Source organism: Pseudomonas sp. A014 (genome assembly GCF_052378495.1).
GTDB classification, from domain to species: Bacteria; Pseudomonadota; Gammaproteobacteria; order Pseudomonadales; family Pseudomonadaceae; genus Aquipseudomonas; species Aquipseudomonas machongensis.
In genome coordinates this window covers 2564143-2585456 of sequence record NZ_CP199001.1, presented here as the reverse complement: position 1 = coordinate 2585456, position 21314 = coordinate 2564143, and the positions used below count along the sequence as shown (strand labels likewise).

The 21314-nt window shown below is 62.7% G+C and carries 12 protein-coding genes; 4 read left to right on the top strand and 8 right to left on the bottom strand.

The features are described 5' to 3' along the window. Positions 1-28 precede the first annotated feature (28 nt). Both ACTYOL_RS11795 and ACTYOL_RS11790 read left to right on the top strand, forming a co-directional pair. On the top strand, positions 29-733 hold the full coding sequence (locus ACTYOL_RS11795; RefSeq protein ID WP_200602549.1) for a helix-turn-helix transcriptional regulator: 705 nt from the start codon (positions 29-31) through the stop codon (positions 731-733). A gap of 14 nt (positions 734-747) precedes the next feature. Next, the gene (locus ACTYOL_RS11790; RefSeq protein WP_153774655.1) at positions 748-1659 is read left to right on the top strand and encodes a pyridoxal-phosphate dependent enzyme; all 912 of its coding nucleotides are present in this window, start codon (positions 748-750) and stop codon (positions 1657-1659) included. A 58-nt stretch (positions 1660-1717) separates the two neighbouring features. Here the strand turns inward: ACTYOL_RS11790 and ACTYOL_RS11785 are convergent, their stop codons facing one another. Together ACTYOL_RS11785 and ACTYOL_RS11780 are read right to left on the bottom strand one after the other, a co-directional pair. Further along, positions 1718-3394 (bottom strand): MFS transporter, encoded by a 1677-nt coding sequence (locus tag ACTYOL_RS11785; protein ID WP_197889603.1) that lies wholly within the window; start codon positions 3392-3394, stop codon positions 1718-1720. A gap of 185 nt (positions 3395-3579) precedes the next feature. After that, positions 3580-4008 (bottom strand): VOC family protein, encoded by a 429-nt coding sequence (locus tag ACTYOL_RS11780; protein ID WP_054893758.1) that lies wholly within the window; start codon positions 4006-4008, stop codon positions 3580-3582. Between the two features lie 154 nt (positions 4009-4162). On the opposite strand from ACTYOL_RS11780, the gene ACTYOL_RS11775 reads away from it, so the two are divergent. Then, positions 4163-9040, top strand: coding sequence for an NEL-type E3 ubiquitin ligase domain-containing protein (locus tag ACTYOL_RS11775; protein WP_444757969.1), 4878 nt, complete (start codon positions 4163-4165; stop codon positions 9038-9040). 12 nt (positions 9041-9052) lie between these two features. On the opposite strand, the gene ACTYOL_RS11770 is transcribed toward ACTYOL_RS11775, so the two are convergent. Continuing rightward, positions 9053-11524 carry a UvrD-helicase domain-containing protein gene (locus ACTYOL_RS11770; protein ID WP_444757968.1) on the bottom strand — a complete coding sequence of 824 codons (2472 nt, stop codon included), beginning with the start codon at positions 11522-11524 and terminating at the stop codon, positions 9053-9055. Between the two features lie 220 nt (positions 11525-11744). Here ACTYOL_RS11770 and ACTYOL_RS11765 point away from each other — a divergent pair, with 220 nt between their 5' ends. Then, positions 11745-12443: a pirin family protein gene (locus tag ACTYOL_RS11765; protein ID WP_153774659.1), complete on the top strand. Its 699-nt coding sequence runs from the start codon at positions 11745-11747 to the stop codon at positions 12441-12443. 70 nt (positions 12444-12513) lie between these two features. On the opposite strand, the gene pgm is transcribed toward ACTYOL_RS11765, so the two are convergent. The 5 genes from pgm to ACTYOL_RS11740 form a co-directional block, all read right to left on the bottom strand. Continuing rightward, positions 12514-14151, bottom strand: coding sequence for a phosphoglucomutase (alpha-D-glucose-1,6-bisphosphate-dependent) (gene pgm, locus ACTYOL_RS11760; protein WP_153774660.1), 1638 nt, complete (start codon positions 14149-14151; stop codon positions 12514-12516). 80 nt (positions 14152-14231) lie between these two features. Next, positions 14232-16493 (bottom strand): ATP-dependent DNA helicase, encoded by a 2262-nt coding sequence (locus ACTYOL_RS11755; RefSeq protein ID WP_444757967.1) that lies wholly within the window; start codon positions 16491-16493, stop codon positions 14232-14234. After that, positions 16490-18142 (bottom strand): VRR-NUC domain-containing protein, encoded by a 1653-nt coding sequence (locus ACTYOL_RS11750; RefSeq protein ID WP_197889599.1) that lies wholly within the window; start codon positions 18140-18142, stop codon positions 16490-16492. The genes ACTYOL_RS11755 and ACTYOL_RS11750 overlap by 4 nt, the downstream gene beginning before the upstream one ends. Before the next feature lie 78 nt (positions 18143-18220). Then, positions 18221-19591, bottom strand: a complete 1371-nt coding sequence (locus ACTYOL_RS11745) for an aminotransferase class I/II-fold pyridoxal phosphate-dependent enzyme (protein WP_197889598.1) — start codon at positions 19589-19591, stop codon at positions 18221-18223. Continuing rightward, on the bottom strand, positions 19591-20931 hold the full coding sequence (locus ACTYOL_RS11740) for a hypothetical protein (protein ID WP_197889597.1): 1341 nt from the start codon (positions 20929-20931) through the stop codon (positions 19591-19593). The genes ACTYOL_RS11745 and ACTYOL_RS11740 overlap by 1 nt, the downstream gene beginning before the upstream one ends. Between the last annotated feature and the right edge of the window lie 383 nt (positions 20932-21314).

Genomic DNA, 21314 nt, shown 5'->3' with positions numbered 1-21314 from the left:
AACACAATTAAGAATCTGGCGATTTCCCATGCCCACACTTCCCCTTCAGCAAGAACGCCAGCTCACCCTCACCGTCCTCAAGGCTGCGCTCCAGGCCTTGGGCAGCGTTGCGCCGCGCAACCTGGAAATCCTCCTGCACGACCTCGACAATCCCGAGCACTCGGTGATCGCCATCGTCAACGGCCATCTTTCGGGCCGTCGAGTGGGCAGCCCGATCCTGGCCGCACCGGAACAGGACCAAGGCTTCAAGGCACTGATGCACGCCGGCCGTACTCAGGACGGCTGCGAACCGGTGGTGCTGCCGGACTACCCCACAACCCTCAAGGGGCGCACGCTGCGCAGCGCCACGGCAATCTTTCGCGACAGCGGCGGCCACCCGTTCGCCAGCCTGTGCGTGAACACCGACATCACCGGCCTCGATGCGGCCATGACCTTTCTCCAGCACTTTCAGCCACTCGGCGCCCTCGCGGACACACACACGCCCCGTGAGGCGGCCGACATGACGCTGCTGATGAGCGAGATCATCCAGGACTCGCTGCAGCGCTCGGGCCGAGGGCGGATGAACAAGCAAGCCAAGGTCGAGGCCGTACGAGTGATGCAGGAGCGCGGCCTGTTCATCGTCAAAGGTGGCGTGGAGAAGGCTGCCGACGCCCTGGGCGTGACCCGCTACACCATCTACAACTACCTGGAGCAGCTGCGCGGCGACGCCACGCCGGCTGCCCGCGAACGCTGAATGCGGAGCCCGCCATGACCTTGCATATCCAGACCCCTTTGATCGAATCCCGCCCGCTGTCACTGGCCGCCGGCCGTACCCTGTGGCTCAAGCTCGAGGCACTGCAGCCCTCTGGCTCTTTCAAGCTGCGCGGCGTAGGCCATGCCTGCGAAGTGCACCATGCACGTGGCGCCCGGCACTTCGTGTCGTCTTCCGGAGGCAACGCCGGCCTCGCCGTGGCCTATGCCGGGCGCAAGCTCGGCGTGCCGGTAACCGTGGTGGTGCCGGAAACCACCAGCACGCGCGCCATCGAACTGCTGAAACTCGAAGACGCCCAGGTCGTGGTCAAAGGCAGCTCGTGGCAAGAAGCCAACCAGCATGCGCAAGGCTTGCTGGGCGCGGGTGATGCGTTCATCCACCCGTTCGACGACCCGCTGCTGTGGACCGGACATGCCAGCATGATCGACGAAGTCGCCCAGGCTGGGCTCAAACCCGATGCAGTGGTGTTGTCGGTAGGGGGCGGCGGACTGCTCAGCGGCGTGGTCGAGGGGCTCAAGCGCAATGGCTGGCACGACGTGCCAGTGCTGGCGGTGGAAACCGAAGGTGCCGCATCACTGCACGCTGCCATCGCTGGGGGCCATCCGGTGGAACTGCCGGCCATCACTTCGGTGGCCACCTCGCTGGGCGCCAAGCGTGTGGCGGACCAGGCGCTGGCCTGCGCACAAAACCATCCACTGCACAGCGAGCGAGTAACCGACCATGCGGCGCTCCAGGCCTGCGAGCGCTTTCTGCACGATCACCGGATACTGGTAGAACCTGCTTGCGGCGCAGCGCTGGCCTTGGCCTACGCACCCGAGCGCCTGGCGCAGTACAACAACGTGCTGATGATCGTCTGCGGTGGCGCGACTGCCACGCTGGAGCAGATTCGCGACTGGCTTGCAGCCTAGCGGCCAGTGCTCGCGAAACAAGGCCACTCCTGCAAGAACTGCAGGAGTGGCCGTTTCTTCAGGCGTGGTTGATATCCCGGTCCTTGGTCTCAGGCAGGAAGAAGATACCCAGAACCGCGGTCATCACCGCGATGACGATCGGGTACCACAACCCGTAGTAGATATCCCCCGTGGCCGCCACCATGGCAAAGGCCACCGTCGGCAGGAAACCGCCGAACCAGCCATTACCGATGTGGTAAGGCAGCGACATCGAGGTGTAGCGGATACGCGCCGGGAACAGCTCCACCAACCAGGCAGCGATGGGGCCGTAGACCATGGTCACGTAGATCACCAGAAGCGTCAGCAGCAGCAACACCATCGGGTAGTGGATCTTCGCCGGGTCAGCCTTTTCGGGGTAGCCGGCCTCCTTCAGCGCGCCGGTCAGGGTCGCGGTGAACGCATCGCCCTGGGCCTTGAGCTCGGCCGCCGCCAACCCTGTGCCCTCGAAGCTTGCAATGACCCGTTCACCGATACGCACCTGCGCCACACTGCCGGGCTGTGCACGTTCGTTTTCATAGGGAATGGCGCGCTTGGCCAGCAGGCTCTTGGCGATATCGCAGGAACTGGTAAATTTGGCCTTGCCCACCGGATCGAACTGGAACGAGCACTGCGCCGGGTCGGCCACCACCACGACGGGATTCTGCTCCTGGGCGACGAACACGTCCGGGTTGCCGTACTCGGTCAGGCCCTTGAAGATCGGGAAATAGGTGAGCGCGGCAATGATGCAGCCCGCCATGATGATCTTCTTGCGCCCGATGCGATCGGACAGGCTGCCGAACAGGATGAAGAACGGCGTGCCGATCAACAGCGAACCTGCAATCAGCAAGTTGGCGGTCTGGGGGTCGATCTTCAGGGTCTGCAACAGGAAGAACAGCGCGTAGAACTGCCCGGTGTACCACACCACGGCCTGCCCGGCAGTACCGCCGAGCAGCGACATGATCACCACCTTGAGGTTATCCCAACGCGCGAAGGATTCGGTCAGCGGCGCCTTGGATGCCTTGCCCTCAGCCTTCATCTTCAGGAACACCGGCGACTCGTTGAGCTGCATGCGGATGTACACCGAAATCACCAGCAGCAGGATCGAGATCAGGAACGGAATCCGCCAGCCCCAGGCTTCGAACGCTTCGGTACCCATCACCGTGCGGCAGGTCAGGATCACCAGCAGCGACAGGAACAGGCCCAAGGTGGCGGTGGTCTGGATCCACGACGTGAAAAAGCCACGCTTGCCGGGCGGTGCGTGCTCGGCCACGTAGGTCGCTGCGCCACCGTACTCGCCGCCCAGCGCCAAGCCTTGCAACAGCCGCAGCGAGATGAGAATGATCGGCGCCGCCACGCCGATGCTGGCGTAGCTGGGCAATATGCCGACCACGGCAGTGGACAGGCCCATGATGATGATGGTGATGAGGAAGGTGTGCTTGCGCCCGATCATGTCGCCGAGTCGGCCGAACACGACGGCCCCGAACGGCCGCACGGCAAAGCCTGCGGCAAACGCCAGCAAGGCGAAGATGAACGAGGTGGTTTCGTTGACGCCGGCGAAGAAGTGCTTGGCGATGATCGCCGCCAGCGAGCCGTAAAGGTAGAAGTCGTACCACTCGAACACGGTGCCCAGGGACGAGGCGAAGATGACCTTGCGCTCCTCCCGACTGATGCCGCGTTGGGGCGCACTGCCCGTCGATGTGCTGTCGATTGCCGCCATGGGTTGCCTCCGTCTTGTTCTTGTCAGGCCGGAGTACCTCAGAAAAACAGCATCGCACCCTGGCCCCGGGTCTAAGCAGGACTACGGTTGCGCGAAGCACGACAGGGCGGGCTGCCCAGAATCGCAGCAAGGTACGTTGAAGCATAATCGGGATTACGCGGATATCCACTGCGCCCTTGATGACGCTAGGGACGGGTAGCCTGCTCGCCAACAGGCCCTTTCAGCTCGACCTGGTTGCCATCGGGGTCATAACAGTAAAGCGACAGGCCCTCGCCCTCGGCGCCGTATCGCACTTCGGCGGCATCGACCGCAACCCCGGCGGCTTGCAGGTAGCGGGTCAACGCCTGCTCGTCGAACGGTTCGATACGCAGGCAGAAGTGATGCAGGTTACGCCCGCTCTCGCCTGCCGCAGCACCGCCCGGGCGTCCCAGCTCACCGTCCAGGCTCACCAGATCGATCATCGCGGTACCGGTGGCCAGATGGATCATGCCCAAGTCCGGCCGCTCCTTGCTCACCCGGCAGCCAAGCACGTCACGGTAAAAGGCGACACTGCGCTGAAGATCGCGCACGCGCAGCACCAGATGATCGATATGACGAATGGCAAAGGGACGCATGGGGGCAGCTCCTGGTCGTCGCTTCGAAAGGGCATCGCAGCACCATAACCGATCCCTCGCAGAGAGGACAATTCACGATCAGGTGCTAGCCATCTACAGGCGCGCGCGCCCTCCTGGCCCGTCCAATGGACGCTCCCCACGAACGGAGCATTCCATGAGCAGCCTTCCCTACCAGCATGAACAACAGATCCTGCGCACCTTGCCGAACTGGAGCAAGGACCTGCATCCGCAGCACTTCAGTGCGCTGCTGGACACACAGCGCAGCCCCCACCTCTACCCCAGCGGTCACGCGTATGACTGGTACGCCTCGGCACTCCCCGAAGATCAGGCGGCCCTGCGCAATGCACTCGACCAGCGCGCCAAGAGCGTGCGCGCCCTGCAAGCCAGCCTTTCGGAGCTAAAGGGCATCAGCGATTTCTGTCGGCCATTACTGCAACAGTACTTCAGCAATGAGCGCACGCCCGATGGCGAGGAGCATTCGGTCGATGTCATGCAGTACTACACGCAAGCTGCCAAGGTCGAACTACCAAAACCCGGCCAGACGGAAACGGTTTACACCCCTACAGGCACTCCTGTTTATCGCTCCGTGCTGGCTGCTGCACTGCACAACTTCAAGAGCGAGCAAGACAGACCCCGATTCGCCGGCCTGCGGCATTTCAAGGGTGATAATCGAGAGTTCCTGATCCACAACCTGACGGACTTCATCGTCCTGACGCGGCGTCTGGATCTGGGTCAGCAGTACCAGGCGCACCTGGCCTCGATCTATGACGGCAGCAATGCCGAGCAGATCAGGCAAGATTCAATGCTTGCGCGCCGGGACGAGCTGAGGGTGCAAGCTCGTATCGCCTACCTCAAAGGCGACATCAGCCAGACGACATACACCGCCCTGCACGAGCTCTGCGCCGATTTGCCCACGGACGGGAGCAAGACACACGAGGTCAAATGCCAGTCGCTCAGTGTTTTCGGTTTTGAGCTGTACGAACTCATGCTGATTTCGATTGTGACCCCCAAGGCCAGATGCGTGGTGCTCTACCTTCCGGGGAACAGCAGCGAAACGCTGAGAGAATTCAAATCAATGGCCGAATGTCATATCCACCTGCGCACACGCTTGCTCGATGCAAATGTACGCCAGACATTCATCGGGTACACCGCACACGCCGTGCAACCTGCACTCAGCACGCGGCTGCGCAATGCGCTGTACAGCAACCCGACAGCGAACGATGCGGCGCTGATCGCGCGGACCACCGTCAACCTGGACACCAGCCTTACGGACCTGCCGTCTAGTCCGTGGAGTGAGCTGGAGAGACGCCATGTCAAACGGATGAAGGCCGATGCCCGCTCGATCGCAGTGCCGACCGCCGACGTCGATGCCCAAGCCCGTCTGGAGCGCCTCGAGTTCTGGGCTGTCATCGGGATGGACATCCTCAACATCGCCGCCGCCTATATACCAGGGCTCAACCCCGTCATGTCCCTGGTGGTCGGCGCGCAGATGATGGAATCGGTATTCGACGCGCTCCACGCCTGGGAAGAAAACGACAATGCCCAAGCCATCGCGCACTTGAAGTCGCTGGCGATCAATACCGGCCTGCTGGTTGGCACGGTGGCAGGTGGCGCGGTACTGCAATCGCACTTCGTCGATTCGATGCAAAGCATTCACGTCAATGGCCAGGAACGGCTGTGGAGCCCGAACATGGGGGGATACGCCAGTGACCTTCAACTCCCGTCCGAGCTCGAACCCAACGCACGGGGTCAATATGTCTACCAGGACAAGACCTATGTACGCCTGGGCGAAGATCTCTACGAGCAGTTCCAGGACATGGACGGCCAGTGGCGCGTACGCCACCCAAGCAACCCGCACGCCTACAGCCCTCTGCTCGTTCACAATGACGCCGGGGCCTGGCGCGTGGCGCACGAAAATCCCCTGGCATGGGACAGCGACACCCTGCTCGAGCGCCAGGGTTCGGTGGCACGCAGCCTCAGCGTAGAGCAACGCAACAGCGCGCTGCTCAGCACCGGATTGGGCGCAGACGCGCTACGTCGCCAATTGATGGAAAATACTCGTACGCCTGCACAATTACTGGACGCCTTCGAGCGTCTGCGCACATCCGAGGAAATCTCCGGCCTGACACGCAGCGTTCGCGAAGGAACGCGCTTCCCCGCGCACAAGAATTTTGCTCTCAATGCCCTGACCCAACTGCCAGAATGGCCAAGCGATCACGTTCTGGAAGTGTTCGCAGGGAACGAGCGTGCAGGCGAATCCATCACCTACCCCAGGGCCAGCAGGCCCGACGATCATGTGGTGCAGCTCAGCAGGGAGGAGCTGGAGAATGGCGAGCTAGCAAGCGTCGTGCTGGCTCAGATGGATGCCGAACAGGCCTCGCACCTTGCACCAGTCGGAGCTGAACAGACGTCCCAGGTAGTGGTCTTGCAGGAGCGCCTCGCCAACCAGCTCGAAGCTGACCGCCAGTCGATCTTTGCCAGCCTGCGCGCGGCCAAGGTCGAACACACTTCACTGGCGACCGAACGCCTGTCGCAGCAGTTCCCCGGCCTGCCCGAGGTGGCGGTGGATGAGATCGTCGAAAGTGCCAGCCCCCAGGAGCGTGTGAGGATGAACAGCCATGATGGACGCATCCCTCTGCGCGTCGCCGAGGAAGCGCGCCTGCTGCAAGCCAGCATCCGTCTGGATCGGGCCATCCTCGGTTTGAAACAGACCGACCTGGCGACCACGGATACCGCGATCCTGCGCGACGGCCTGCAGACACAACCACCAAAGGTAGATGCCGCGCTGTTCGAGCTCGCCACAGCCGACCGTAACAAGGCACGCCAACTGATCGGCCAGCAACCGGTCAGGCCTGGCTTCCGCTCTCCCCTGCGCCTGAGTGACGGTCGGCTGGGCTATCCGCTCAGTGGCCGTGGCGTGCCAGGTCCGCGGGCAAGACTCCGCGTACTGTACCCCGGGTCCACCGACGCACGGATCAATGAGCTGATAGCGACCCTGGGCGAAGGCCGCGTACTGCGCGACAACATTGCTCGTCTCGAACACGAGTGGCGCACGCTCAACAGGGATATTGACCAATGGACGCAAGCTTCATGGGAGGCCGGCATAGATACCGGCAGCATAGGCTGGGACCTGATGGCCGCTTGGCGAAATACGCAGGCACGCGAACTGGAGCTCATCGCACTGGGTGATGAGGTCTCTACACTGCCCAGGATCTCGGCGCGCTTCCCGAATGTCCGTACATTAAGGCTCAATCGGCTGGGGTTGACGGCACTGCAACCCGACCTGCTTGACTGCTTCCCAGCTTTGGAAAGACTGGAGATACTCGGCAACCCGCAGATAGGCGAACCCTCCCTGACACTGGCCCTGCGAGCGGCTCCAAACCTTCGCAGGCTGGTACTCGTCGACAATGGGCTGACCGGGCTAAGCATGCAGATGCAGGAAACCCTGGCCGCCATGCCTTATCTGCGTGATCTGGACCTTGGGTACAACTCACTCTCCCTGAGTGCCGCAGATATCGACTTTCTCGCCGCCCGCCGCCTTGAAACCCTCAACCTGAACAACAATCACATCACTCTCGATGCTACCAGTGCCGGGCGTTTCCGGCAGATGGTCGACGTACGGCACTTGAACCTGCGAGGCAACCCTCTTGGCGTGGCACCTGATGTTGGCTATATGGCTCGGCTGTCGCACCTGAACTTGTCCCGTTGCAACCTGGAGCAATGGCCACAAGGGTTGACGACCCTGATGAGTCAAAGACAGTACCAGTTGCGCGAGCTCGACCTGTCGAGAAACCGCATCAGCACCCTGCCCGACCTCGACAACATCCTCGTCACGCCTTTCGCCCAGGGCATCAGGGCGCGCCAGGTGGGCCTGCGCTGGAGCTTCAACTACAACGCGCTGGAACGAGAGGCCCGCTCCGGGCTTGCGCGTATCCAGCTCGTTGTCCACGAGCACGAAGGTGTAATGAGCCCGACAGAAGCATTCATGCAGACCGACGCCACGCCAGCGCAACGTCTCCTCTGGGCGGATCTGTTCGGAGCAGGCGAAAACCAGGCGCTGCTGGACAAGTTGGGCTTGTTGCGTGAGTCGGCGGACAGTCAGCAACAACCCGTCGCCATACGCAGGCGGGTTTGGGCATTGCTTGAAGCGGCTGGTGAAAGTACTGAACTTCGCGAGAAGCTCAACGATGTCGCTGAGCAGTACCCCACCAGTTGCGGTGACGCCGGCACCGATGCGTTCAGCGCACTGGAGACGGAGGTCAGCTTGCAGAAGATCAACCAAGGCGACTTCAGTCTCAAAGACAAATGGACCTTGCTACGCCAGCGCTACCGTCGTGAGCAGGTCAACAACCTGGCTGATCGCATTGCCCTTGCCCGCAGCCTGCGCAAAGCCGCCCTGCAGCGGGTACTGGAGGGTAACGGCGAAGACATCCCTGCACTCGATGACTTGGACGATCCGGCCGCTGTTCCGGATCAGGTGTTGTTAGACGGGCCGGTCGACGACATAGAGATCCGCCTTGCACTGCGTCAGACACTCGCTGACGATCTGGACTACCCAGAGCCGAGCGATAACATGCTCTACAGGCCGACCGCCCAACTGTCGCGCAAGATAGAGACCAATGTAACCAAGGAAGTGACGCGCCTGGACCAAGACCCGAAACAGGTCCGCGAATGGATCGTCGAGCAGCCGACTTGGCAGCTCAGTCTCCGGCGTGCCAATGCCTCACAGTTCGAGGCGGTCACCGAGTTCTGGCGACCCGGCCTTGAATACCTGCAGTATTGCCGGGACTTCGCAGCACAGTTGGATGGTGAGACCGTGGAGCTCCAGCCCATTACATCCTTGTCGGCCTCGGTCAAGAAAGCGTTGGAGAACGCGATCGGCCAGGAGTTGCCCAGCAGCAACGCTGAGCTGCAGCCGCTGGTGCTCACCGATGCACAGGCTGCAGCGGCATACAACGCGCTGCGCGATGAGCAGGCCAGCGTCGAGCGCGGCCTGTTCGACAGCCTGACCCGTGAGGTCGAAACCCACTGACACTCTCCACCCTCACTGGCCGCGCAAGTCCTCGAAGAAGGCTTGCCGGCCCTGTACCTGGCTGGACGCACGATGCAGCGCCGCCGCCTCGCCGCTGACAGCTTCCACATGCCAATAGCAGTGCCTGATCGCCCGCGTCACCCCGACGTAGGCCAGGCGCTGCGCTTCGTCTTTCTGCGCGCTGTCGAACGGCTGTGCATCCCCGGTACGCCCTAACCCAGCCATGCGATACACCTGGTTCTTGTAGGGTGAACTGGTCAGGTACTGACAATCTCCAAGCATGAACACGGCATCGGCCTGCAGGCCCTTGGCGCTGTGATAGGTGAGCTGACGCAGACGACGCTGCTCAGGCGGCAGGCTCGAATCAGCCCTTACAACCGCGTCTATATGATTTGAAATCAATGACTTATCGCTACTTCTTCGAAACAGCATCATCACCGTTTCGCCCCGTTGGTAATGCTCGATCAGGGTCTGCCCGAGAGCGGCTTCGTCGCGCTCGAACACCTTGACTGGCGACAGTGGCAGCGCGGCAGCGCCACCGCAGGCCCTGGCTTTCTTGCCGTTGATCGCCGTTGTACCGCGCACAAGGTGTTCGGCCGCATCGATGATGTGCTGCTGGCTCCGGTAGTTCTCGACCAGCATCACCCGGGTATTGGCCGGTGATGGGAAGGTCTTGCCAAACTCCATGAAGTACTTCGGTGAACTGCCGCGCCAGCCATAGATCGACTGCCAGTCATCACCCACGCACATCAACGACGAATGCCCCGCGTTGCGCCCGGCATGCATGCCTGGGCCACGCCTGCGGATCTCGCCCAATGTAGCGCGCAACCAGCTGACGATCTGTGGCGAAACATCCTGGAACTCGTCGATCATCAAGTGCGCCAGCGGGCGTAGCAGCCGGTCTGGCAGCAGTTGCAGGTTCTCGGGGTTGTTCTCGCCGAACAGGGCGAACATGCGGTTATAGGTCATCACTGGCGGCGACTGCCCAAGCAGGTGAGTTTCCAATGCCTTCCAGTACAGGGCCAGCGCTTCGAAAAACGGCGCATCGCTGTCGCCTGGCGCAAAGCTCATGCGAGCCACGGCGCTCCCCACCTCAAGCCCCAGGTTCTCGATGAAGCTCGCCGCACCGACGAAGGCATCGAGCAACGGCGCAGGGGCCAGTTCGCCCTTGACCTTGAACTCGAACCCAGGCCCCGCCACCGCATCACCCGCCAGCGACGCGGCGAGACGTTTTGCCGAAGTATAGTTATCAAGCCAAATCAATGGCTTATCACAGAAAGCTTGAAACAACGTGCGCTTTACAGCCCACTCGGCACGCACCGACAGCTTGGCGTTGGCACGCTGATACTGGGCGCTTTCCGACGGATCGAAGCCCAGCACTACCCAGGCATCGAGCCCTTCGAGACGCCCGTGCACATGGAAACGCTGGCCACGGATCTGCACGGTTTCCCGACAGGGCTCGATGCCCTTGATCGGCCAGGCGCCCGCAGCGAACCACAGGTCTTCGATCACGTCGCACAGTTCTTCGTCGCGCTGGGCAGCCAGTTGAGTCACCTGCACGCGCTTCTGCACATCGGGATGATCCGGATCGAGGGGCTTGAGCTGCAGGGCCTCGCGGCGCATCGTCGCGACCAGTTCGGCAAAGCGTGGGCTGTCACGCAGCAGGTCGCGATAACACAGATTGAGCTGCTGGCGCTGGGCATCGTTCAGGCGCAGGTCGAAAGGATTACCTTCGCTCTCGGCTTCGCTGCCAGCCGGTAGATCGTTGCCCAGTGTCTCGAATGCGCGCAGTTGGGAGAACCCCGGCAAGCTGCGCACCAGCGGCAGGATGCGCGAATGGAAGGTGCGAACCAGGTCACGAGCACGGGCCGGCGGCAGGTCGATCTGCCAGATGGCGAAGACCTGCACCAGCCGCTTGATGAAGTCCTTGCGCGACTCACGCGTGAAGGTGACCACGGTCATGGCGTCCAGCTCGAAGCCCAGGTAGTGGCGCAGCAGCAGGATACGCAGCACCAGCGAAGTGGACTTGCCGGCACCGGCACCCGCCACCACGCAGGTAGATGGCGTGTCGCTGAAGATCAGCTTCCATTGTGCGGCGCTGGGCTGGGCGTCGGCAGGCAGGCGCTGGGCGACATCGGCCTTGAAGCGTTTCTTCAGCTCTGCTGTCAGCGGCAGGCGCCAGTCGTCGAACAGCTTGTCATCCTGGCCTGGCACTGCAGCGCTGTCAGGGCGGCTGTCGCGGATCACCAGGACCTGCCGCCCGGCCTCGTACCCTTCGGCACGCCCACGTTCGTAGCCGTCACGCAGGCCATCGGCGTGCCCGCTGCGTTGGCCGGTGGCGTGGCCGAGGAACCATGAGTCGCGGTGCTGCGCCTGCAAACGGCTCAATCCTCGCCCAAGCAGGCGTGCGGCCAGGCGGCGCAACCAGGGTAATTGCGCGGGCGGGGTCAGGTCCGGTGGCGCCGGGGGCTGCTCGAGAGACACGGTCACTCCATTGCTAGTCGAATCAGTGGAGCATGTTCCACCGGACGGCTGAAAAGTGCCAGCTAATGCTTGCAGATCATAGGATTAGGCGATGAAACGCAGAAAGTACCGCAACGAAAAACATCGATTTATCAGATAAAAACAAGTCGATATTTACGCTTATTTTCGATACTTGAAAAAGGCATCATGAGCCCATTCCCACCTACCGAGGACCCTGATCATGCTGCAACTGCGCCCCTTCGAAAGCCTCGGCCATGCCAACCACGGCTGGCTGGACGCCCATCATCACTTTTCCTTTGCCGAGTACTACGACACCGAACGTATGCACTGGGGCAACTTGCGCGTATGGAACGACGATCTGATCGCCGCCGGCAGTGGCTTCCCGCCGCATCCGCACCGGGACATGGAGATCATCACCTACGTGCGCGAAGGTGCAATCAGCCACCAGGACAATCTGGGTAACAAAGGCCGCACCGAAGTCGGTGACGTACAAGTGATGAGTGCGGGCACGGGTATCGTGCACAGCGAGTACAACCTGGAGAAGGTCGACACCCGCATCTTCCAGATCTGGATCGTGCCGGACAAGGTCGGAGAGGCGCCGTCCTGGGGCACTCGACCCTTCCCTAAAGGTGACCGCGGCGAAGGCTTCGTGACCCTGGCCAGTGGCCGTGTCGAGGATCAGGATGCCCTGCGCATCCGCGCCGACGCCCGGCTGGTGGCCGCGACCCTGCGCGCCGGCGAGAGCGCCGAGTACCGCTTCGATGCCGGACGACGTGGGTATCTGGTTCCAGCCAAAGGCGTGATCGAGGCCAATGGCGTGCGCGCCAAAGCCCGGGATGGGGTTGCCGTGGAGGGTGAAGAAGTGCTGCGCGTCACGGCGCTCGAGGACAGCGAGATCGTGCTGGTGGACGTGGCCTGAGGCAGATGACCGAACCGCGCTTTTCGCGGGCTGGCCCGCAAAAAGTACGGTTCGGCATGCGCGTAGGCAATCAGCTGATCGCCGCATCCACCAGTGCCTGGGCCTCTTGCACCAAGCGCTGCAGATGCGCCTCGTCAATGAAGCTTTCGGCGTAGATCTTGTAGATGTCCTCGGTACCCGAAGGACGCGCGGCAAACCAGCCATTGGCGGTCATCACTTTCAGCCCGCCGATGGCCTGGCCGTTGCCCGGTGCGTGGCTGAGGATCTGCTGGATCGGCTCGCCGGCAAGCTCGGTGGACTTCACCTGCTCGGGTGCCAGCTTGCTCAGCAGCGCTTTCTGCCGCGCATCGGCCTTGGCCTCGACCCGGGTGGCGTAGGGCTTGCCTAGGGCGGCGGTGAGATCGGCGTAGGCCTGGCTCGGATTGCGTCCTGTGCGTGCAGTCATCTCGGCCGCCAGCAAGGCGGGAATCAGGCCATCCTTGTCGGTCGCCCAGACGCTCCCGTCCAGACGCAGGAACGAAGCACCCGCACTCTCCTCCCCACCAAAACCGAGCGAGCCCTCGAACAAGCCCTGGGCGAAGAACTTGAAGCCCACCGGCACTTCATGGAGCTTGCGCCCTAGCCGCTCGGTAACCCGGTCGATCATGCCGCTGCTGACCACGGTCTTGCCGACAGCGGCGTCGTTGCGCCACTGCGGGCGATGGCGGAACAGGTAATCGATGGCCACGGCGAGGTAGTTGTTCGGCTGCAGCAGGCCGTCACTGGTGACGATACCGTGGCGGTCATGGTCCGGATCGCAGGCAAAGGCCACGTCGAAACGCTCGCGCAGGCCGATCAGGCCCTGCATGGCGTATGGCGACGAAGGGTCCATGCGAATCTGCCCGTCCCAGTCGACGGTCATGAACCGGAAGGTCGGGTCGACCTCGGTGTTGACCACTTCAAGGTTCAACTGGTATCGCTCGGCAATCGCCGACCAATAGCGCACGCCCGCACCACCCAGCGGATCGACACCCAGGCGCAGATTGGCGTTGCGGATGACCTCGAAATCGATGACGTTTTCCAGGTCTGCCACGTAGCTGCTCACATAGTCATGACGCTGGGTGGTGGCCGCCTGCAGAGCCTGAGCGTATTCGATGCGCTTGACACCCTCAAGGCCTGCGGCCAGCAGTTCGTTGGCCTTGGCTTCGACCCACTTGGTCACATCGCTGTCGGCCGGGCCACCATTGGGCGGATTGTATTTGAAACCACCGCTCTGGGGCGGGTTGTGCGAGGGGGTGATGACGATGCCGTCGGCCAGGCCCTGTTGACGCCCGCGGTTGTAGCACAGGATCGCATGGGACACCGCCGGGGTCGGGGTGTACTCGTCGTCCTTGGACAACCGCACCTGCACGCCATTGGCCGCCAGGACTTCCAGCGCGCTGGCCGTGGCCGGCGCCGACAAGGCATGGGTGTCAGCCCCGATGAACAGCGGGCCATCGATGCCCTTCTCCTGGCGGTACAGGCAGATCGCCTGGGTGATCGCCAGCACATGATGCTCGTTGAAGCTCAACTCAAACGAGGTGCCTCGATGTCCGGAAGTGCCGAAGGCCACGCGCTGCGACGCGACCGTAGCGTCCGGGCGACCGGTGTAGTAGGCGGTCAACAGGCGGGGAATATCGACCAGCACGCTGGCCGGAGCCGGCTTGCCTGCCAAAGGACTGAGCGTCATGCAAAACCTCGAGTTCAACGGATGTAGATGTTGGAACGCGCAGTGTACTGGGAGTTGCAACGGCGCGCGATGGGGCTGGTTCAGTTGATAGCGGTCTGCCACCAGATGGGAAACATCTGTTGTACCCGCGGCTCATTGAAACGCTCATCGATCAGGAACAGCACGCCACGGTCCTGGTCGCCGCGAATGACCCGACCGGCCGCCTGGATTACCTTGCGCACGCCAGGGTACAGGTACGCGTAGTCGAACCCGCTGCCAAACTGCCGGGCCAGACGTTGCTTGAACTGTTCGTTGACCGGATTGACCTGAGGCAACCCCAGGGTGGCGACAAAAGCACCAATCAGGCGGGTGCCTGGCAGGTCCACCCCTTCAGCGAAGGCCCCACCCAGCACGGCGAAGCCTATCCCTCGCCCATTCGCCACGAAACGCGCCAGGAATCCCTCGCGTGCGGCCTCGTCCATGCCCGGCGCCTGACGCCAGTACGGCACTTCAGGATAGCGATCGGCAAACAGGGCCATTACCTGCTCCAGATATTCGAAGCTGCTGAAGAACGCCAGGTAGTTGCCCGGCTGACGCTGGTACTGCTCGCCGATCAGCCCGACAATCGGTGCCAGGGACGCATTGCGCTGCTGAAAACGGGTCGAGATCTCACTGACGATACGCACCTGCAGCTGCTCGGCACGAAATGGCGCGGCCACGTCCAGCCAGGCGGTATCTGCCGGCATGCCCAGCAAGTCGGCGTAGAACCGTCGTGGCCCCAGCGTCGCCGAAAACAGCGTGAGACTGCGCGCCGCAGCCATGCGTGGGCCGAGCAGGCGCGCGGGCACCACATTACGTAGCGTCAGCGTCGCCAGACGACGGCTGCGCGGGCCGTTGCGCAGGCTGATATCGAACAGGAAATGCTCATCGAACAGCTCGGCCACACGGCTGAACTGCAGAGCCTGGAAGTAGAACTGCAGGACCTGCGGCTCGATGTGCGCAGGCGCCTGCTCCATGCCCTCCTGAATCAGGCCGATGCATTGTTGCAACGCCCGCAGGAACGCCTCGGGCAGTTGCTCACTCGCCTGGTACGGCGCCACCTGAGCCTTGTACAGCGCATTCCACTGGCGATTGAGGCGCTCCAGTGCACCGCTCAAGCCCGCCGGTTTGGTCTTGCGCAAGGCCAGCAGCTGTCCCTGGTCGAGGCTGGCGCTGTACATGGCGCGCCCGCGCTCCACCAGGTTATGCGCCTCGTCCACCAACACGGCAACCCGCCACTGGTTGAGCTGGGTGAGGCCGAACAGCAGCGCATGGGCGTCGAAGTAATAGTTGTAGTCAGCGACCACCAGATCGACCCAGCGTGCCATCTCCTGCCCCAGGTAGTACGGGCAGACCTGGTGTGCCAGCGCGACCTCGCGCAACCCGGCCCGGTCGAGCAACACCACCTGAGAGGCCGCTTCGCGAGCCGCTGGCAGCCGATCGTAGAACCCCTTGGCCAGCGGGCAGGACTCGCCATGACAGGCACTGCCCGGGTATTCGCAGGCTTTGTCCCGAGCGATCAACTCCAGCGCTCGCAGGCTGGGCTGTGCGGTGGTGTCGGTGATCTGACGCAGTGCATCGAGCGCCAATGCCCGGCCTGGTGTCTTGGCGGTAAGGAAGAACAGCTTGTCCAGTTGCTGCGGGGCCATGGCCTTGAGCAGCGGGAACAGGGTGCCGAGCGTTTTGCCAATACCGGTGCTGGCCTGGGCCATCAGGCAGCGGCCGGTGGCCACCGCCTTGTACAGGGTCTCTGCCAGTTGGCGCTGGCCCTGGCGAAACTGTGGGTAAGGGAACGCCAGCCCCTGCAGGTCGTTGTCCCGCAGGCGCAGCCGTGCGGCCTGGGCCTGTGCCCAGCCAAGAAAGCGCTGGCACAAGGCCTCGAAGAACTGCTGCAACTGTGCGGCATGATGCGGCTCGCTGAACAAGGTCTGCCGGTCGCTGTCGACATCCAGGTACACCAGCGTGACCTCGATCCGCTCCAGCCCACGCGACTGGCACAATAGCCAGGCGTAGACCCGGGCCTGCGCCCAGTGCAATTGCCGGTGGTTGTCCGGCTGACGGTCGAGACTGCCACGGTGAGTCTTGATCTCTTCCACACGATTGCGCAGCGGATCATAGCCATCGGCTCGCCCCCGCACCCGCAATCCCTGGTACTCGCCCTCCAGCGACACCTCCGCCTCGTAGCCAGCCCCGCGCCGGGCAACGACCCGCCGATGGCCATCGATGCCCTGCTGGGCAGTGGGCGACGGCGTAAAGCGCAAGTCCAGGTCGCCGACCTTGGCAGCAAACTCACACAGCGCGCGCACCGCCACACTCAGACTCACGGCGCAACCTCGCACCACCGCACATGACATACCGCGACCGGCATGCCGTGCTCACGGCAGAAGTCCAGCCAGCGCAACTGGTTATCCTGCAGGCGATCACCCGGCCCCTTGACCTCGATCATGCGGTAGCGCCCTTGCCCCGGCCAGAACTGGACGAGGTCGGGCATGCCTGCGCGGTTGTTGCGAATATCCTGCAGCAGGCGCTGGAAACACCGCTTCAGATGCTCGGCAGGAATGCAGGCCAAGGCCTGTTCGAGCAGCACCTCATTCAGTACCTGCCAGAACACGAACGGTGACTGCAGGCCGTGCTTGGCGGCAAAACATTCGCGTATCGCCTGTCGGTAGCTGCCATCGTCGAGCCGCCCCAGACAGGTTTCGAACAGCGCGGCGCGGCGCGTCAGGAAATCACTGTCGTGCAAATCCTGCGGCGCCGCCTGATAAGGGTGAAAGAAAGCGCCGGGCAGTGGCGCGAAAATCGCCTCCCAGCACAAGAGGCCGAACAGGCTGTTGAACAAGGTATTCTCGACATAGTGGACCTCCCCGTCAGCGTGCGCCAAGTGCAAGCGCACCGCCTCCTCCACACCCCGTTCGGCCATTTCCACGGGCAACTCCAGTTCGATGAGCGTTTGCGCGGCAGGCGACGGGCGGCGTCGGGGCGGCCCTCCGAGCTTGCGTGCAAGGCGCGGCAGCATGCGCGCCAACGCCTGGCTCTCGAGAGGATTGGCCACGGTCTGGGCCATGTGTGACGCCAGTGCCTGCGCCCTCTGCCACTGCTCGCTGCGCTCGAGCACGCGCACCTGACGAATGCGCGCCTCGGGATGGTCGAGCCCATCGTAGACGCTCAAGGCCAGGTCCCACTGCCCAAGCCGCTCGCAGCGCTGGCCAATTGCAAACAGCAGACGTGCACGACGCCGGGCCAGCCAGGGATTGGTGCTGTCGACCCGTTCCAGTGCCTGCAGCAACGTACTCGGCGCCTCTCCCTGCTCCAGACGCTCGGCGCAAGCATGCAAGGCCATCGCCAGATCGACCTCATCGCGCTGGCGCAAGGCGCGTGAATCCGCACTGAAGTTCACCTGCTCGTAGCGCAGCACGCCCAGATCGGCCAGTACGAACTCCGACCAATCCTGATAAAGATTGCCAAAGAACAACAGGCGCAGGCGGTCGCACAGGGGTTGCAGGCGCCATTGCAGGATCTGCACCGGCGCCTGCGCGAACCAGGCAGAAAGAGGCCTGCCCGGCAGATCCAATGGCAGCAGCGTGGCCAGCAACTGGGTCTTGGTCGCGCGAGGATGGGCCAGGTGATCGGCAAAACAGGTGAGCAGTTCGTCCCGGCGCAACAAGGCGAACAGCTGTTCCAGACCCAGTACCGGCCTCGGGCAGACCCATCCCAGGGTGAGCAAAGGCTGCAAGGCCGCGTCCGTGTCGCCGATCTCGGCATACTCAAGCCGGTCGCCGCGAAACAGCTCGCCTTTGCGCATGACCATGCGCACCAGCAGTGCCTGCGTCGGCTGGGCTAGCCCGCTGAAGACTCGAAGAAAGTCTTGCTCGTGCGGGTCAAGGATATCGGCGTATCGGTGTTCGACCCACCTCAGCACCTGGCGGAAGTTATGCAGGTAATAGAGCGGATCTTCGACGGAATGGGCAATCACGGCATGGCGTCGCAGGCTGGCATGAGCACTGGTTATACATACAGATACAGCCGCCTGGCAAGCGCGCCGGATCGACGGTCAGTCCGACCTGTCCTTTGCGTTGGCACGCAAGCACTGCAACCGCTGCCCGAGTTCCCCGAGTGCATCCTCCAGCTCGCCTGCATCGTCCCCCTGCCAGGCCAGCAGCAGGTGGCGACCGTAACTCTCTTGCAAACTGAACAGATTTCCAGGCGCCGCCAGCAGCGCCGGGGTACTCGAGGCCTCCAACAACTGACGCACATCCACTGCCAAGTCCAGGCGACACCAGAGCACACGTCCGCCTTCAGGCACGCTGAATGCCAACAGGCTGCCCAGATGCTGTTCGACGGCATGGCATAAAATCGCCATGCGCAACTGCAGCCGGTCGCGCATTTGCTGCAGATGACTGTCCACATCACCTCGGGTCAGCAGACAGGCCACAGCCTGTTGGCGCCGAGGGGGCAACACAAAGCTGCGGCGCACGAAAGCCTCACACACTGCTGGATGCCGACTCAGCACATAGGCATAGGGCGCTTCGGCACCGATCATTCCTTCCAGCGAACCCATGACCAGCAGCCAGTGCGGATCGACCCAGTCGCGCAGGCGTGTCGCAGGTGGCGCGGCAAAACACTGCTCGCTATCCAGGTCATTCTCCAGCAGCCATGTCGGATATCCCGCGAGCAGACGCGCCACTTCACGCTGTTCCTCCAGCGACATCAGGCGTCCGGGAGGTGTCGCCAGACACGACGGCATGAGCAGCAAGCGCACGGTTTCACGCTTGAACAGCTGCGCCAAGGTACCCAGGTCCAGCCCCCCCTGGTTATCCAACGGCCACTCGATAACCCGTATTCCCAGCTGTTGCAAGACCTGCAACTGCTGCCAGCAACAGGGCGTCGCCACCAGCACCGCGCCGCCCTGCAAGTCCAACGCAAGCAGCAATGTCTGCAGCAGCGCCTGGACATCCGTCGCCAGATGCACGTCCTCAGCCCGCCAGAACTGCCTGGAAGAACGGGTATGGCGGGCCGCCAGCGCACTGCGCAACAGCGCGTTGCCGGTCTGCGTCGTCGCGGATTGACGCGCCAGACGCCGCTCATGCGCCAGCAACAGCGGCTCGAGCGCCTCACATGACAATGGCGGGAGAATGAACGGTGCGCACTGGCCAGATCTCGCAATTGCCCTCGGCGCACTGGCGCCCCCATCGGCTGGCACCAGTGCAAAATATCCGGACTTGGGCACCGAATGTACCCGTCCCTCGCGCTCCAACAGGCTGTAGGCATACTGCACCGTGGCCAGGGAAACCCGCAGGCGCCGGGCCAGGTCACGCAGCGATGGCAAGCGCGGGTCCCCTCCCTCGCAGGCATGGCTGATCAGCGTTTCGAGGTAGCGATAGACCGTTTGATAGGCGAACTCGCGCCGCACGGAACGCCCCATCAACTGGCGACCTGCGCCATCTCGGCCCGGGGCGAGAGGCGCCCCAGCAATCGCAGCCGCACATCGCGCCGTGTCAGCTTTGCCATCAGGCGAGATGCCGTCTGCGGGAGCTCACCCGAATAAATGACCCGCAACTGCGCCAGGCTCAGCCCGCTGGTGCCAATCAGCCAATGGACCACGGCTTCCGGGCAGGGTTGCCCCTGAAGCGCGCGGTGCAGATAAGGCAGTGCGACACGCATGGCCGGGTGACAACGCTGCAGGAATGCCGGCAATCCACGGCCCTGCTCGGCGAACGGGGCGTACAACAGGCAGGTCAACTGGTTGTCGTCGATCGCAAAGGCCTCCTGAAACAGGTGCCTGCCCTCCCCCGAGCGGACGGCGTCGCACTTGTCCAACTGCCATTGATCACGCAGCCGCTGCAGGTGTGTCAGGTACATCGGGTCGAAAAACGCAGCCAGCGGCTCTTCACAAGCCGACACAGGCAACTCGATACCCAGCATGTGAAACAACGTGTCGTCCGCTCGACTGTCGTTGATCAGATCATCGACCGCGATCACTCGCAAGGTTGCCTCGCTCTGGCATGACGGGACTCTTGCCTCGACATGCTCCGTCGGCTTGGCAGCCAGCGTTCGCAGGCGCCCCAGCGTTTCGCACAACACCGCGGCGCACTGGTGCATGGCATGGCTTCCGCGCTCGCCGGTCAGGCGCATGAGCGTGCGACTCCACGCCAGGTACCGACGCCGCTGCCGCACCGGGATCGCCGTGACCAGCGCGCTTGGGAGCGTCCCTTGGGACAGGACGCAGCGCAGCGTCTCGGCCAGTTCAAGGTACAAACGGCTGCCTAGCAAGGATTCTGGGCGCCCGGTAGCAATATGACCGAACGTCAGCAGCGCCTCGCGCTCCAGCGGTGTGCCGGCAACTATCGCGGCGTGGCGGCTGAAAGGCTGCAGTTGTTGGCCGCCAGCCAGCAGTAACTCCACACGGGGGTCATCCTGCAGGAACAGTGCATTGAAGGTGCTCTCCAGGCTGCGAAGCACTGCTGCCCCCGGTGCGGGCTGGCACGCGACCACTACTTGCAGGCGAAAGGTATCGGGCGCTCGCAGCGCAATGCTCAGTTGCGCAGCACGTAAAAATGCCAGCAGGCGTGTGTTACATCGGTCATGCCCGTGTATGACCAGCACGCGGAAGTCCCCGATGTACTCCACACCACCTGCCGCCACCAGCAGACGCTGGATCAGCAATTGCACGCAGGCCCGTTGCGCCTGGGACATATGCTCCAGCAGACGATCCAGTACTTGCTGATATATGTAGTGCATGGCCTGCTCATGGATATTACTCATATAGTCCACTCCATTCCTTGAGCACAAAGAAAGCCGGCATTAACCGACGTAAGAAACAAGTCGCGATTCACTTCAAAGAACTTTCCCACAAACCGTTAGGAGATTTCTAAGCAGCAACAGGCCGGCATTCATTGGAAGCAAAGGCATTTGCCATGCCCCTGCATGCGCCCTGTGCCTCACCAGCAGTGGCCACGTACTTGACTCCGCCGAGCCGCGCCAAGTATCACAGCGCCATTATCGAGGGTTGTCGACTGAATAAAAGATACAGATCCTGGTAAAAAAACCATTCAGTAGAGCAGCATTGATCTACAGACAATAAAGAAAAACCCAAGCATGGAATCATGACCGCAGTGGCAATTAACCGTCGTTGCCGCGGCAGTGTT

Bases quoted from the DNA above. Each gene is read 5' to 3' on its own strand.
- ACTYOL_RS11780 (WP_054893758.1), bottom strand. From the start codon at position 4,008: ATGCGTCCCTTTGCCATTCGTCATATCGATCATCTGGTGCTGCGCGTG.
- ACTYOL_RS11785 (WP_197889603.1), bottom strand. From the start codon at position 3,394: ATGGCGGCAATCGACAGCACATCGACGGGCAGTGCGCCCCAACGCGGC.
- ACTYOL_RS11795 (WP_200602549.1), top strand. From the start codon at position 29: ATGCCCACACTTCCCCTTCAGCAAGAACGCCAGCTCACCCTCACCGTC.
- ACTYOL_RS11790 (WP_153774655.1), top strand. From the start codon at position 748: ATGACCTTGCATATCCAGACCCCTTTGATCGAATCCCGCCCGCTGTCA.
- ACTYOL_RS11765 (WP_153774659.1), top strand. From the start codon at position 11,745: ATGCTGCAACTGCGCCCCTTCGAAAGCCTCGGCCATGCCAACCACGGC.
- ACTYOL_RS11775 (WP_444757969.1), top strand. From the start codon at position 4,163: ATGAGCAGCCTTCCCTACCAGCATGAACAACAGATCCTGCGCACCTTG.
- ACTYOL_RS11740 (WP_197889597.1), bottom strand. From the start codon at position 20,931: ATGAGTAATATCCATGAGCAGGCCATGCACTACATATATCAGCAAGTA.
- pgm (WP_153774660.1), bottom strand. From the start codon at position 14,151: ATGACGCTCAGTCCTTTGGCAGGCAAGCCGGCTCCGGCCAGCGTGCTG.
- ACTYOL_RS11745 (WP_197889598.1), bottom strand. From the start codon at position 19,591: ATGGGGCGTTCCGTGCGGCGCGAGTTCGCCTATCAAACGGTCTATCGC.